Genomic DNA, 16,219 nt, shown 5'->3' on the forward strand with positions numbered 1-16,219 from the left:
ATTCTAAATAGAGAATACTCATAATCTTAATATAACCTTAACATTTTAAAGGCAACTGAATAGTTATCATCGTTCCCTTTCCTAAAGCGCTTTGAATACAAATATCTCCATGATGTGCTTCTACAAGTTGCTTCGCAATTGTCATTCCTAGACCAGAACTTCTTTTCTCATCTGCATCTTCACTTTTGTAATAGCGGTTAAATATATTAGCCACTGTTTCTGCATTCATACCTTTTCCATTATCTTTTACTATAATTTCGATCATCGTATCTACTTGCTGAATAACGATTTCAATCACGGTGCCAAGCGGATTATGCAAAATAGCATTAGAAATTAGATTGACGATCACTCGTTGTAAAAACTGCTGATGGAAATAACAAATAATAGAATGCTCAGGATCATTTAAAAATCGAATTTCATATCCTTCGGTGATAGGATCATTAGAAAAATCAATCAAAATTTCACGCATAAATCCAACAATATCTTGCTGTTGCATACTTATTTCTATACTCTGTTGATCGAATTTAAAAGTATCATTTAAGTTTTTTAATAATGTTTCCATGTATTCTGATTTTTCTTCAATCTTTTTCAAAAATGTTACTTGCTCTTCAGACGACCAATTTTTATCTGATAACAATAGAGAAGAATACCCTTTGATATAAGAAAGTGGCGTTTTTAAATCATGTGCAATATCAGCTACCCATTCTCTTTTCATTTTTTCTAATTCATTACGTTCTTGTTTACTCTTTTTAAGAATAGTCGTTAATTGATGAAGGTAATCTATAATACTTTTATAAAAAATAAAACTATATTTGAACTTGCCTGTTCGTTTAGATACACTTCGTGCTGTCCCGTCTTTACGAACAGGTTCTCTATATTGCTCGGTTGCTAATAATTGAATCCATTCTAATATATGCAACAATGGATTAATCAATAGCCAGGCATACACTAAAATAACAAGAATAAAGATAATCAGCGCATGGTATTTCAAAACTAAAATGTTAAGTGTATTTAAAAAATCATGATCAGGATTAAATTTGGAAATAATATCAAAGCTAATAGAATTAATAATCGCAAAAGCTAAATAAATAATATTGAGTACTATAAATAAATTAGCAAAAAATAAAATAATTAATTTTAACCTCAATTTCATAATTATTCATCCTTTGGAGGTATAAATTTATAACCCAATCCTCTAATATTGATCAAAACTTGAGGAACATTGGGATCTAGTTCAATTTTTTTACGTAACCGATTGATATATACCATTACCGTATTCGCATGACCTACGCTATCTAATCCCCATATACGCTCATATAATCGTTCTAAGCTAAAAATATAATTAGGATGCTCACAAAAAAACGTCAATAATTGAAATTCTTTTGCAGTACATTGAATTTCTTCACCTCTTACAAACAACTGGGCTTTTTCTGTTTCTAGCACAAGATAACCGTAACGATAGGTTGAGACGATCTCAGTAGAAGATTGTCTATACATTTCTTCTCTTCTTAATTTTGCTTTGATTCTAGCAACCACTTCTAAAGGTTTAAACGGCTTTGTAATATAATCATCGCCACCTACATTTAATCCGGTCAACATATCTAAATCAGTTGATCGAGCTGTTAAAAAAAGGATAGGGCAACGTGTGATTTCTCTTAATTTCCCGCACAATATGTACCCATCTGTATCAGGCAACATGACATCCAAAATTATTAATGAATATTCATGATGAGCTACTTTCTCTAATGCTTGTTTGCCAGTATTAGCTGTATCAATCATAGTAAAGCCTTCCATTCTCAAAGCAGTACTTAACATTTCTAATAAACCTTCTTCATCATCTACAAGTAATAATCTATCCATTTCCTCATTCCTTTCTAACCATTATTCTAAATCTATTCTTTCATATTTTACAAATAAAAGAAAACAATGAACTATATACTATATTTATGATATTTAAATCGTGATTATATCCTTTTAATCGCAAAAATCATGTCTACAAGACTTAATATTATCCTTTCATTACATATTAAATGAAAATAATACAATAAAATGTAAAATATAGGTATACATATAAGAAAGGAGTTGATGATATGAGTAAAGTTGAAATCGAAGCTTTGAAAGCGGTTAACGAACTTTCTGACGAAGAGTTGGAAAATATCGCTGGTGGTGGTGATGGAGTAGTAAAAACAGCTACTTCTGAATGTTACTTAGGAACTGTAGCTTTCATCTGTTGTCTAGGAAGAGGTTAATAGAGCTTTAACAATAAAGAATAAGAGCTCTTGCTCTTATTCTTTATCTCTTTATAGGGATTTATATTACATTAGGAGGGATCTTAACATGCAGACTCCACAGCAGATCAATCATAACAATATCAGAATTTTATTGGATAGTTCTGATTGGAATAGTGCTTTGTATGCTAATGAAATTGAGACAATCACCCAACAATCAGAGTTACATCAAACAGCCTGGTTTCAACAGTTAGATACTATATTCTCTGATGACTATGATACAGAATCATTTGATCTGCTATTTAACAGTTTAGATATCTCCTCTATACCTTTTGTACCTTTTATGATGCCATTTTTAAAACATAGCTTTGCAGTTGCTAACGAGAAAATTTACTCTCTTGAATTAGATGCAAACAGTAAGCATGCTATTCTAAGTTCAATATTGCTTAATCACATGCAAGCTATTATTCAGTTAGCTGGCAAAACTCTTATATTTGAACTTAATAAGAGTAGACTTCTTGAACAACTTTCAGGCCATACATCTTCTGAAAGATACATAGATTTTATAAATCAAAACTTTCGATCTAAAGAGCTTATTTTAAGCTTTTTATCGAATTATCCTTTATTAGCTAGATTGATCTGCGAACGTTTGACTAAAATCATCAATCTTATTTCTGTTTCTACCCATCGATTATTAAGTGATGCTTCAAATATCCAGCAAACGATGGGTATAAAAATGAATTACATCTCCAACTTAACTTTGATGGGAGATCTACATAATGGAGGACAAAGTGTTATTTTGTATACTTTTGCAAACAAAGAAAAATTAATTTATAAACCTCACTCTTTGTCTATTGATGTGCAATTTCAGAAGCTATTAGAATGGTTTAACTCAAAATCAATCTATCGCCCTTTACAAAAAATTAATATTATTAACAACAACTCTTATGGCTGGGTAGAATTTATTTCTCAAAAAGAGTGCATACATATTAACGAAGTTAATCATTTTTATGAAAGACAGGGACAATATTTAGCGATTTTATATATGCTAAATGCTACCGATATGCACTACGAAAATATTATTGCTCAAGGAGAACACCCTATTCTAATTGATTTGGAGGCATTATTTCATAACAATACTATTTTCAGTCATTTGGATAATGCTACAACTCGCGCATTAAAATCACTCAATGAATCAGTTATGCGCACAAGTTTATTGCCTATTTCTATTCGCAATGTGAACGATATGAAATTAGATATTAGTGGATTAGGCTCTCAACAAAATCAATCTATGTATGCTTATCAGTTTGCTGATGCATTCACAGATACAATGCGTATTCAAAAATGCCTGGTCTCTGTAGAAAAGAAAAATAATCATCCTTTATTTGAAGGCATATTGTTTGATGATGCTACTACATTTATTGATGATATTAAAAAAGGATTTTTTAATGCTTATCATATAGTGCTGCAACATATCGGTCAGTTACTGTCTGAAGATGGACCATTGCATGGATTTAAATCTACTACTATTCGTAATATTGTTAGAGATACACAAACTTACAGTAGTATGTTAGATGCTGGAAGACATCCTAAATATCTAAAAAATGCTAAAGATCGAGAAAAATTATTTAATATCATGTGGAAAGCTGCTGATCGTTTTCCTATTTTAGCTAAAGTAATAGATTCTGAGATTAAAGACCTTATACATGAAGATGTACCTTATTTCTGGTCTATCCCTGATTCTTCAGTTATGTATGATTCTAAAAATAAAGAAATTAACCAATTTTATGATCATAGCAGTTACTCTTTAGTGCTTAATACATTGAATAAATGGAGTGCAGAAGATTGTCGTATCCAATTGAATCATATAGATTACGCATTAAGTACAGTTAAAAAAATTCATAAGTTAACGGAAGATAATGAACATGAATTAACCCCTTCTAAGATTCAGCATACGATACCAACCTTATACACTAAAGACGATTATTTAGCAGAAGCTATTCGAATTGGTGAATCTCTTTTAGAAGAAGCAGTATGGGGAAAAGATAATAAGGATATTACATGGGTTTCTTTAGGTGTAAACCAGTATGAACAAATTGAATATAAACCGATGGAGTTAGGTTTGTACGATGGTCTTATTGGTATGTGTATATTTTATGCAGTATTAGGAAATGAATCAAAAAACGAACATTTTACACATGTAGCTCGTGCTTGCCTTCGTAGTGTATTAGATGAATATTCGGATGAACAACAACAAAAAGCAAGTTCTTCTGCTTTTTTAGGATATGCTTCTATTATTTACGCTATCAACCATTTATATTCACTTTGGCATGAGACAGAATTATTAGATCAAGGATGTAAGATCATTGATCGACTATTTAAACGGGTTAAGCACGATTTTATGTATGATTTTTTGGGAGGAAGTGCAGGCATTATTAGTGTAATTCTGGATTTTTACTATATTTCTAAATATCCAGAAGCTTTGCAATTAGCCAAACAGTACGGAGATCACTTAGTTGAACATGCTATCGAACTCGATACAGGTATAGGGTGGTTGCAAAGTAATCGTCCGCTTGGACAACCTTTAGGAGGGCTCGCACACGGTAATTCAGGCATAGCTTACTCTCTATTTAAACTATATCATTTTTCCCAAAATCCAACGTATTTGGAGACAGCTCAACAAGCTATCTTGTATGATAATTCTCTTTTTTCTAATGATCAAGAAAATTGGACTGATTTAAGAAATATAGAAAACACCAACCAACCTTTATACCCAGTCTATTGGTGTAATGGAGCTGTGGGAGTAGGATTAAGTCGATTGTATTCCCTTGATTATTATACAGATACTGTACTTGAACAAGACCTTAAACGGGCTATTCAAAAAACTAAAAAAGCTGGTTTTGATAAAATTAGTCATTCTTTATGTCATGGGGATTTAGGAAATTTAGATTTCTTATTATCTGTTGCAATTAAACAAAATGACCAAGAATTATTAGAGATTGTATACAATCGTGCCAATATTTTATTACAACATGTACAGTTTTCAGATCAAAATTGGAAATGTGGTATACCAGGTAGTGAGCAATCCACACCTAATATGTTTACTGGATTAGCAGGCATTGGATACACTATGTTGCGTTTATGGAATAGAGAGGTACCTTCTGTTTTAATATTAGAATCCCCTTGATTAATCAAAAAGGAGATATTCCATGGACTATTTAAATAAAGAATATGTACATGCTCGTAAAATTCCTTTTGTAGAACAGATGCAACAATCTGAATGCGGATTGTGCTGTTTAGCAATGATTTTAGGATATTATCGTCATGAAGTCGGTTTACCTGAACTTCGCAAAAAAGCAGATGAAGGCAGAAATGGAACTAGTTTATTAACATTAAAAAATATAGCGACAGCTTATAATTTGCAGGCAAAAGGACAGCATATTCCGACAGAATTATTGCATTTATTACAACTTCCAGCGATCATCTTTTGGAATCAAAAACATTATGTAGTATTAGAAGCGATCAATGATACTTCAGCTGTTATTATTGACCCTGAAATAGGAAGATCCAAAATAAGTATAGATCAATTTAATACATCTTATTCTGGCATAGCTTTAAGTTTGGTACCTAATGATTCATTTCAAATCAAAGAACACAATATCAAACAAAAGTATTCATATTTTTTATCCTTTTTTAAAGAAAAAAAGCTTATTTATACTATTTTATTTTGGTCTTTGATACTTCAATGTCTTACTTTGTCTGTTCCTATTTTATTAAAATATTTTATAGATACGACTACTAATGGATATAGTGTAAATCTTATTCATGTTCTTGGTGCATCTAGTCTGGTTATTGTCTTTATTTATTTAGGCTTCACTTTATTACATGGGCGGTTGTTAATTCATTTACAAAATAGATTGGATACTTCATTAATGGATCGCTTTATCTCTCACTTATTTAAATTGCCTTACAAATTTTTTGAGCTCCGATCTAGTGGTGATCTTATTTTGAGAACTAATAGTAATATTGCTATTAGACAAATTATATCGAATCAGCTTATCTCAACAATCATCAATTTCTTTTTAATACTTATTTTAACTATATATATGTTCACTCAATCTATTTCATTAACAACTGTTGTTCTTAGTGTAGCCGCTATCCAAGTAATAATTATTATGATGACTCGTTCAAAAATGAGATCATTAACTCAAGCAGAAATATCGGCTCAAACACATACAAGTGGTTATTTGACAGAAGCAATACAAGGCGTTTCAGTAGTGAAATCATTAGGGATTGAAAAGGAAACGTACCAAGGATGGCGTTCTATATTTGATTTGCAGATTGCTACTACTAAAAAGAAATTGAATTATCAAAATAACATTAACTCTATCCATTCTTCATTCGCTTTTGTAGCTCCATTATTAGTGGCTTGGTTCGGTTCAATACTACTTATCCAAAATAAAATAACATTGGGAACATTATTTGCATTTCAATCTTTAGTAGTCATTTTTTTAGCTCCTTTTAATTCTTTAGCGATATCATTTAGTGAAGTCATCAAAATTCAAACATTGTTGGAAAGAATAAGAGATATCCTAGACACTGACACCGAAGCCAATGAACATATTCAAAATATGCCTAACCTTAAAGGAAATATACAATTAAAAAATATTCATTTTCACTATCATTCAAAACAACCCATTTTAAAAAATATAAATCTTTATATCCAAGCTGGACAAAAGGTAGCGATCATTGGAAAAACAGGATCAGGAAAAAGTACATTAGCTTCGTTAATAGCAGGACTGTACGAACCTACTCAAGGTGATATTCTTTTTGATGGTTACTCTATTAAAGATTTGAATACATCCCTTCTTAGAAAAAAATTGGGGATTGTAATGCAAGAGGATTTTCTTTTCAATCGCACTATTAAAGAAAATTTACAAATTTATAATAATGAAATATCACTAGAACAAATTATACGTGCTTGCCAAATCGCCGAAATCCATGAAGATATTCTTCGAATGCCAATGGGTTATGAAACTATCATTTCAGAAATGGGTTCTAATCTATCAGGTGGACAAAAGCAACGACTTGTACTTGCTAGAGCATTAGTCATTGAATCTTCTGTATTAATATTGGATGAAGCAACAAGCGCATTAGATACCATCACTGAACAAAAAATCAGTCAAAATTTAGATGATCTTTTGTGTACTAGAGTCATCATCGCTCATCGCTTAAGTACTATCCTTAGTGCAGATACTATTATTTTAATAGACAATGGAGAGATTCAAGCTCAAGGTAGTCATCGAGAACTTATCAATTCTTGCGAAGAGTACAAAGCATTTTATCAAGAAAAAGCAAATGAACTTCAAGTATTTAATACTAGTAATAACCGAAAATACAACTAACCAGAAGCGATTACATCTGGTTAGTTGTATTTTTTATCTACATCCTCTTTACTTGATCGCACCCAGCACATCTAACAACATTTGCTTGAACACAGGACGATTCACTTGCTCACAAACTCTTACGTTTGGCGTTTGTCCAAGTCGTCCATTGATATCGACTACACTATAGCCACGTGTCCATTCGCCTTTCGTTTCTACATCGACAAAGTACGTGTGGCTTTCCGTCATTACTGCTTCATTTGCCGCTACAGCCATGAGCAATGTATCTGGATGAGTTGTACCATTAAGTCGATGGACTTCTTTGTTGAATGTCATAACCACTTGATTGACCGCTTTGAAAAACTCGGCGCCTGCTGTGCCTAGTTGTGCAATCTCTGCATGATCTTCATCATCCATCAGCGAATAACGGGTACACATTTCCCAACCTACCATCGTAGTTGGAATCCCTGAACGAAGTACAATATGAGCAGCTTCGGGATCTACATAAAAGTTGTATTCAGCGGCTGGTGTAATATTGCCCAGTGCATTGTTGGTTCCACCCATTACATATAGATGAGGAATTTTGGGCACAATGGTTGGATCTTTTTGGATAGCCATCGCAATATTGGTCAATGGTGCAATCGCAAGCAGATGAATTTCACCCGGATATTTATGTACACTTTCGATTAGAAAATCGACAGCATGTCCATCTGCTGGACGTTGGATCGCTTTGGGAAAGTTAGAACCACCCATCCCATCGCTACCATGCACATCTTCTACTGTACGATGTTGCTCTTGGTTCCATGTGGTCATCAGTGGGCGTTCGCATCCTTTGTAGACCGGAATCTGTCCGTCTGCTCCACCTTTGCCTGCGACTTGAATCGTATATAGCGCATTCTCTACTTCCTGATCAAATTGTACATTTCCACCTGTCATCATAATGCCTTGCACATCAAAATGGTGAAGTGCTGTCAAAATAGCGATCGTGTCATCGCCAGCGGTGTCTGTATCAATAATAGCTTTGCGTAATGCTGTCATGCTTGTTCCACATCCTTACTATTTCTTAGAATAATCCTTTTAAAATCATAGCAATCCTATACGCATTTGACTACTATTTTATCAATACTGTTCAGGTAGAGTACTTGGGATTAGATATCACCGTGTGGGTTGTAGATTCAGTATTACTTTCTGTTCCGATAGCTTCTAATAACGGTTCTCCATGAGTCACTACTATCTGTTGAAGAGGAATAATATCACTATAATCAAATGTATTGGTCACAATCACAGGTGTAATCGTTGAATAACCGGCTTCACGAATACGTGCAATATCAAATTCAAGCAAAAGCTGACCTGCACTCACCCGATCGCCTTCTTGTATATAAGAAGTAAAATGTTCTCCATCTAACTTCACTGTATCCATACCAACATGTACTAATACTTCCAGTCCTTGATCAGACACGACAGCTAACGCATGTTTCTTTTTAAAAGCTACTGTGACTGTTCCTGCAAATGGTGCAACAATGCGACCTTCCGCAGGTTCAACAGCTATCCCTTTTCCCATCGCTTCTGCTGCAAAAGCAGGGTCAGGTACATCACTCAAAGCAACAACAGTACCACTTAACGGACTAAGTACTGTATCACTTGCACGTACTGGATGATGTATCGGAGTAGGAGAAGCTACTGTTGTCGCTACAACCTCTTGCTTCTCTTCTTCTACAGGATCTTCAAATCCAAGAATATACGTCAGCACCATCGAAATAAGAAAAGAAGCCGTAATTCCCATAATCAGCCCCGAAAATCCTTGTCCACCCGGGCCATAAAAAATAGGTAACGTGAGTAACCCTGGCGCACCGGACGCAAATGCTTGTGTACCTGCTTGCCCGATAATAGCACCGCCGACTGCTCCACCAATAATACCGGCAATAAATGGACGTTTAAGTGGCAATGTCACACCGTATACTGCTGGTTCTGTAATACCAAATAATGCTGATAATGTAGCCGAACCTGCAAGTGTTTTAAGTTTTTTATTTTTTGTTTTGAGCATAACTCCTAATGAAGCACCTGTCTGTGCAAATACAGATGCTGTTGCTGCTGGCTTAATACCATCACGACCATACACAGCAATATTATTAATAAAGACAGGCACCAGTCCCCAATGAACACCGAAAATAACGAATAACTGCCATCCTGCTCCCAAAAGCGCACCTGCAATCAATGGACTGAATAAGAAAGCAGCGATTAAGATATCTGCGATACCATTACCAACATACACACCAAATGGACCGAATACCATTAATGTTAAAGGCACCATAATCACAAGTAAAATCAGCGGAGTGATAAAGTTTTTAACACTTTCATGTATACGACGGTTACAGAACTTTTCTAGCTTGCTCATCACTATAATCGCAATAATAATCGGAATCACTGTTGAAGAATAACTCATCATCACAACTGGAATACCAAAAAAGGTAACTGCACTTTCGGCTCCATTTAGCGCGGTAATCGAAGGGATTAACAATGCCCCTGCAATCGTTAAAGCTACAAATATATTACCGCCAAATTTGCGTGCTGTCGTGACCGAAAGCAGTAAAGGAAGAAAATAAAACAAACTATCTGCGGCACCAAATAAAATAATATATGTACTGCTTTTCGCTTCTAACCATCCAAAATTACTACAGATCAATAACAATCCTTTTAGAATACCTGCTCCTGCCATAACACCGAGTAACGGAGCAAATATACTGGAGATCACATCAATAACTGCTCCAAATCCTTTTTTGCTTTTCGATTCCCCAGCTTCACGCTCTCGATCTGAAGAGTCAATAATAGTAGACACTTTCCCTATCGCTTCATACACTTCTGGAACTGTGTTTCCGATTACAACTTGATACTGTCCGCCACTTTCTTTGACCGCAATTACGCCTGGATTTTTTTCTAATACTGTTGTATCTGCTTTGGCATTGTCTTTTAGCGAAAATCGTAATCGTGTAGCACAGTGAACCAGTGAATTGACATTCTTTTCTCCACCTACTCCTGCAACGATTTCTTTAGCTAATTTCTCAAAATCCATGCTGTTCACCCCTCATTTTAATTGATATTATGTGCTGATTTCTGTTTTTGAGCACACAAAAAACCTAAGCCCTGAAAAATAGCGGATCAATCGATCGCACTACTTTTCAGAACTTAGGTTTTGCCTGCATCACCAGTAACAACCCCGGCTGTACTATTTGATTGTGTAGTTAGCTGTTCTTGTTATTTCAATGTGCTTAGAATATACTGATTTTTTATATTTGTCAACGCTTACATGTATAGATGAATAGACAAGGGTCACCGATTAATCACACGTTCTAGATGAACCGTTAAGTATAATAACTCTTCGTTGGTGGATTGATAATTGTATTCTTTGGCTACAAATTTTTGGATTTTTTCGGCACAGGCAGCTGCTTCGTGATGCTTTTCTTTGATCATCGTATATAAATGATCATAATTATCGTTATAATGAGTGCCTTTCAATACCCGTTGTGCAAAAAACTTCAAATGCGTCACAAAGCGAAAATAACTTAATGAATCTTCATCAAACTCTTTTTTGAAATGATATTTCACAATATTGAGCGTCTGTTGAATAAACTTGGTGATCGTCATTGTGGTCGAGACTTCTTCATTCATTTCTGCGTTAATAATATGAATAGCGATAAAGGCTGCTTCATCTTCAGGTAATTCGATTCCAAGCTTATGGTTAATCTGTTCTAATGTTTTGAGTCCGATACCAAATTCTTCTCTGTAAATTTGCTTAATTTCCCATAGAAGCACATTTTTAATTTCCAATCCTTGTTGATAACGTTCGATGGCAAAATTAATATGATCGGTTAGGGAGACATACAGATTTTCATTTAACTTTTTTCCTAACGTTTCTTTGGTATACACGATCATATTTTCTACAATTTCGATCAATTCAATCGGTACTTCTCGCAAGAGCATTTTGAAATTATCTGATGTCTGTTTGTTTTTTAGTGCAAATACTTTTTGGATTTTACTTTCATCAATCTTATCATCCGGTTTCTTTTTAAAAGCAATTCCTCGCCCCATGACCACTAGCTCCGAACCATCAGCTTGATAAATACTCACTACATTATTATTAATGACTTTGGCAATTCGCATAGCTTGCCCCCTTGATTTCTTTACAATACATCTTTGTCTGATCTATAAAGTTACGTCTAGTGTATTCAGGTGATACATCCTTGTCAACGCTTTAGCATCTATAGATAACCAGATGGAAATCAGCTTTCCACTGCATTTCCATCCGGCATCATTTTACTGTATATCAGCGATAATCAAAGATTATTTTCTACATCTGCTCCGTTAGACTGAATCACTTTTTGATACCATGCAAAACTTTTTTTCTTTATCCGCTGAAGGGTACCGTTCCCTTCATTATCACGATCAACATAAATATAACCGTACCGTTTACGCATTTCACCAGAAGAAGCACTCACAATATCAATTGGCGCCCAGCACGTATACCCAATAATAGGAACGCCGTCTTCGATCGCTTCACTCATCGCTGTAATATGCTTTTGCAAATAATCGATTCGGTAATCGTCATCGATACTCTGATCGGCATTCATCTCATCATGCGCACCCAGACCATTTTCAACGACAAATAAAGGCTTTTGATAACGATCATGCAATTGATTAGCTGTAATACGCATACCTAACGGATCAATTGTCCAGCCCCATTCGGATTTGGCAAGATAAGGGTTGGCTACAGAACCGAACACATTACCGCTGGTCATTTTTTGATTCACTTCAGGATCTGTACTTGTTGTACGACTAGAATAATAGCTAAATCCAATATAATCGACAGTATGTTGCTTCAAAATTTCTGCATCTTCTGCTTCCATCTGGATATCTAATCCACGATCCCGGAAAAAGCGCTTCGCATACCCCGGATATGCTCCGCGTGATTGAACATCGATAAAGAAATACGACTCACGATCTTTTTCCATCCCTTGATACACATCTTCTGGATTACAAGTAAATGGATAAAAGCTACCTGCAGCAAGCATACAACCGATTTGAGCATCTGGAATCATCTCATGGCATGCTTTGACTGCTAATGCACTCGCAACAAGCTGATGATGAGCTGCTTGATACTTGATCTGCTCGACATCGTCCCCTTCTTCAAAAACAAGACCTGCTCCTAGAAACGGCAGATGTAATAACATATTGATCTCATTGAACGTCATCCAGTATTTTACTTTGTGCTGATAACGTGCAAACACAGTCTTCGCATATTTTTCAAATAACGTGATCAATTGGCGGTGACGCCAGCTTCCGTATTTCTCAATCAGATAAACAGGCACATCAAAGTGAGCCAGTGTTACTACCGGTTGAATACCATACCGTAACAATTCATCGAATAATCGATCATAAAATAATAACCCTGCTTCATTCGGTGCTTCTTCTTCGCCTGTAGGAAAAATACGCGCCCATGCAATCGAAACACGCAATACTTTAAAGCCCATTTCAGCAAGCAAAGCAATATCTTCAGGGTAACGATGGTAAAAATCGATCGCTTCATGAGAAGGGTAAAATTCTTCTTCAAGCGGGGTTAACGAAGGCACATTGCCTTTCATAATCGATCTTCGCTTTTCTCCTGTAGGTAATAGATCAACAATACTTAACCCTTTTCCATCTTCTAGATAAGCTCCTTCTGCTTGATTCGCAGCGATCGCTCCACCCCATAAAAAGCCTTGTGGAAATGTTGTTGTCATTGTAATTCTCCTCCTGTATGTGAGATTAAAAGCAGATGCCTCCCTCGAACCCGAAAATAAAAAAACCTGAACTCACCTGTTCACACTAATATGTGCAATCAGGTTGGTTCAGGTTATGCCCGAATGGTAACATCCCATGAGAAGTCTATTCTGTTCAACAAAACTTTATCAAGGATATGAAGCGATGTCAATCAACATCAAGGCTGATCTATGCTGTTACTTTAGCCATTCAGAAAAGAACTGACGATACCCTTCTCTCATAATCGAACTGGAAAACGTATCAAACGCATAATCGCGATTATCCTGTGAAAAGGAGCGTGGAGAAGCCGCCGCCATATTCACCAGTTCAAACCAGTTACGTTCATTACCAGCAAAAGCGTGGGTTGAGCTGATATGGTCATAACAAGGATGCTCTGGTTTAACTACAATTTTGCCCATCGCCAGCGCTTCGGTCAGTGGCATCGCAAAAGTATCAAATTTGGAGCAACTCCAATACACTTTACTGGAATTCATTAACTGGAAAATCTCATCTTGCGATAAGGCAAATCGTAAATGAATATTGGAAGGAATATCATATTTCTGCATACTTTCACGGTAACGTTCACCGCCAAACACCATAAATACTTCTTTGTCTGGATTCTGACGAGCATACTTGAGCACCAGATCAGGACGACGATTTTCTTCATCCCGTCCAATCCATAAGATACGGTTTTCCACCACTTGAGAAGGATCAAAATGCTTATTCGCTAACGTCTCGCTAAACCCGATAGGAATCACATCTACATCGGTAATATTAAATTGTGATGCTAATTGCCTTTTGAGAAAAGGAGTCTGTACCACCGCTTTGTCGACCATATTGTAAAATGGCTTCATCATCTCATATCCTGTCAGTGCCGGATCAGGGAAACTATGCGGAAACAGTACACTTTTAGGCAAAAACATTTTCAAATACGTAAATCCAGAAACCGTATAAATAACATGTTCAATCTGTTCCTTATGAATCTGATCTAAAACGATATCATAGTTAACAAGATCGCTTTTTTCATGCTCATATCCAGGAAGCCAATCATATCCACTCACATGACGTTCTGGTGAAATAAATACGATATCTACACCTAATTCTCGTCCCAACGCTTGTAATCGCTCTGCAAATACACGTGGCCCTTGATTTTCAGTAAATTGAATTTTGCGCATAAGAAGTCCAACTTTTTGCATAACGTTCCTCCAGATAATATCTCTATTATTTTGCATCATTTGCGTCTATTGTCTTGTAGCGTGTATATTCTAAATATACCGTTAAATGAAAAAAAGAGGAACCTTCACCGCTGGAGATGCGTATGTAATATCATAAGTAACACACTTTGGAGGGAACATTATGTATAGTCGTAAAAGTAATCTAGTCAGCTTATTGTTGTGTATTTTCTTCGGATATTTAGGGATACACCGTTTTTATGTAGGTAAAGTAGGAACAGGATTGTTGATGTTGTTTACAGCCGGTCTAGGCGGTGTCTGGGTTATTGTTGATATTATCATTATTATTTTAGGTAAATTCCGCGATAAAGAAGGATATCAATTGAAATTCTAAGCTTATTTTGGAAATGATCATATACAAGATTCACAGTATACAATATTTAAACTATCCAAAAAACCTCGAAGGCTACTCAGCCAACGAGGTTTTTTTGTATTCACTATTTACAAATCTATATCATCTATAAGATTGCCATAACTGGATACACTGCTCTAGATGCTCCCATACTTCGGCTTGTTGCACATATAACTGAGCATGCGTCCAGATCGGTTGTTCCATCTGCAAATCTCGCTCTATTAATAACAACATCCAACTAGAAAAGATTATAGCAAATACGCTATATTGCTTTATCATATAGGACTTTGATTGTACCGGATTCACCTGTTGCTCCCAATATCGTGATAATAATCGTATCCGTAAATGTGTGTTCATCGCCCGCGGAAATAGGGGATGAGACAAATCGATCATATGATACAAATCCCATAACGGTATATTAAGATGACAATGCTCCCAGTCTAATATCATCAAACGTCCTGTAGGCGTAACACCATAATTGCCTGCATGCAGATCCCCATGACATAACACAGTAGATTGGTTCCATTCACTTTGCTGAATCGCTTGCTTGAGCTGTGGCATGAAAGGTAACCAGTCGGTATGCGTCTTACCTTGTTGTACACGATCTTGCATCAATTGCTGAATATCATCCCATTGTGATAATACTTGTTGTTGTAACACTGTGATCGATGGCTTTTGCCCTTCCGTCGGCATATTATAAATCGACGAAGTAGAGATTCGATGATAGATTGCCATCTGATCGATAACATTGATCAAAGTCTGTTCATGATGGACATGCTGAATCTCTCCTACATCTTCCATAACGATCCATGAAGACGTATACCTTTTATCATCTTGATCTGCATTAGCATCACTCGATAGATCATCGTTCCAGTCATGCGTAGCATACGCGATTAATTGCGGATATTGGTCTGGCAACAGTGGCATAATATGCTTGTATACCCATAGTTCTCGGTACTGCTCTTGATGAACAGGTAATCTTTTCAAAATATAAGATTGCTGATTTGCTTTTAAGCGAAATCGTTCGATATTAGTTCCATGTAGACTGGTATAGATCACTTCTTGTTCACTTACATAATGATCATCTAATAACACATTCTCTGTAATCGCTTGTTTTACTATTTGTTGTAGATCTGATTGTTCCATCTATATTTCACCTACCGTTGGTTAAAATGCTTGATATGTTGCTATTCATTATACGGTAAAGGGTTTGGAGTTGAAGATCAAGGT

Annotated in this window: 12 protein-coding genes; 4 read left to right on the forward strand and 8 right to left on the reverse strand. The window is 35.6% G+C overall.

Going from position 1 to position 16,219, the window contains the following annotated elements; genetic code table 11:
- Positions 1-37: 37 nt before the first annotated feature.
- Positions 38-1,153 carry a sensor histidine kinase gene (locus QE450_RS18485; protein WP_274171567.1) on the reverse strand — a complete coding sequence of 372 codons (1,116 nt, stop codon included), beginning with the start codon at positions 1,151-1,153 and terminating at the stop codon, positions 38-40.
- Positions 1,154-1,155: 2 nt separating this feature from the next.
- On the reverse strand, positions 1,156-1,860 hold the full coding sequence (locus QE450_RS18490; RefSeq protein WP_274171566.1) for a response regulator transcription factor: 705 nt from the start codon (positions 1,858-1,860) through the stop codon (positions 1,156-1,158).
- 230 nt (positions 1,861-2,090) lie between these two features.
- On the opposite strand from QE450_RS18490, the gene QE450_RS18495 reads away from it, so the two are divergent.
- The 3 genes from QE450_RS18495 (at position 2,091) to QE450_RS18505 (ending at position 7,633) form a co-directional block, all read left to right on the forward strand.
- On the forward strand, positions 2,091-2,249 hold the full coding sequence (locus QE450_RS18495) for a type A2 lanthipeptide (protein ID WP_274171565.1): 159 nt from the start codon (positions 2,091-2,093) through the stop codon (positions 2,247-2,249).
- Positions 2,250-2,337: 88 nt separating this feature from the next.
- Entirely contained in the window at positions 2,338-5,415 is a 3,078-nt protein-coding gene (locus tag QE450_RS18500) for a type 2 lanthipeptide synthetase LanM family protein (protein WP_307301173.1), read from the forward strand.
- A gap of 22 nt (positions 5,416-5,437) precedes the next feature.
- Positions 5,438-7,633, forward strand: a complete 2,196-nt coding sequence (locus tag QE450_RS18505) for a peptidase domain-containing ABC transporter (protein WP_307301175.1) — start codon at positions 5,438-5,440, stop codon at positions 7,631-7,633.
- Between the two features lie 48 nt (positions 7,634-7,681).
- On the opposite strand, the gene QE450_RS18510 is transcribed toward QE450_RS18505, so the two are convergent.
- From QE450_RS18510 to QE450_RS18530, 5 genes are all read right to left on the reverse strand, one after another.
- The gene (locus tag QE450_RS18510; protein WP_307301177.1) at positions 7,682-8,650 is read right to left on the reverse strand and encodes a nucleoside hydrolase; all 969 of its coding nucleotides are present in this window, start codon (positions 8,648-8,650) and stop codon (positions 7,682-7,684) included.
- A 91-nt stretch (positions 8,651-8,741) separates the two neighbouring features.
- The gene (locus QE450_RS18515; RefSeq protein WP_307301179.1) at positions 8,742-10,682 is read right to left on the reverse strand and encodes a beta-glucoside-specific PTS transporter subunit IIABC; all 1,941 of its coding nucleotides are present in this window, start codon (positions 10,680-10,682) and stop codon (positions 8,742-8,744) included.
- Between the two features lie 257 nt (positions 10,683-10,939).
- Positions 10,940-11,770 (reverse strand): BglG family transcription antiterminator LicT, encoded by an 831-nt coding sequence (licT, locus tag QE450_RS18520; protein WP_307301182.1) that lies wholly within the window; start codon positions 11,768-11,770, stop codon positions 10,940-10,942.
- Between the two features lie 173 nt (positions 11,771-11,943).
- Complete coding sequence (gene ascB / locus QE450_RS18525) at positions 11,944-13,386, reverse strand: 6-phospho-beta-glucosidase (protein WP_307301183.1); 1,443 nt, start codon at positions 13,384-13,386, stop codon at positions 11,944-11,946.
- Positions 13,387-13,602: 216 nt separating this feature from the next.
- Positions 13,603-14,601: a glycosyltransferase gene (locus tag QE450_RS18530; protein WP_273613994.1), complete on the reverse strand. Its 999-nt coding sequence runs from the start codon at positions 14,599-14,601 to the stop codon at positions 13,603-13,605.
- Positions 14,602-14,761: 160 nt separating this feature from the next.
- Here QE450_RS18530 and QE450_RS18535 point away from each other — a divergent pair, with 160 nt between their 5' ends.
- Positions 14,762-14,971: a TM2 domain-containing protein gene (locus tag QE450_RS18535; RefSeq protein ID WP_273613995.1), complete on the forward strand. Its 210-nt coding sequence runs from the start codon at positions 14,762-14,764 to the stop codon at positions 14,969-14,971.
- A gap of 120 nt (positions 14,972-15,091) precedes the next feature.
- Here the strand turns inward: QE450_RS18535 and QE450_RS18540 are convergent, their stop codons facing one another.
- On the reverse strand, positions 15,092-16,135 hold the full coding sequence (locus QE450_RS18540) for a phosphotransferase family protein (protein ID WP_307301188.1): 1,044 nt from the start codon (positions 16,133-16,135) through the stop codon (positions 15,092-15,094).
- Positions 16,136-16,219: the final 84 nt, after the last annotated feature.

It is taken from the genome of Paenibacillus sp. SORGH_AS_0306, from assembly GCF_030819345.1.
GTDB classification, from domain to species: domain Bacteria; phylum Bacillota; class Bacilli; order Paenibacillales; family Paenibacillaceae; genus Saccharibacillus; species Saccharibacillus kyungheensis.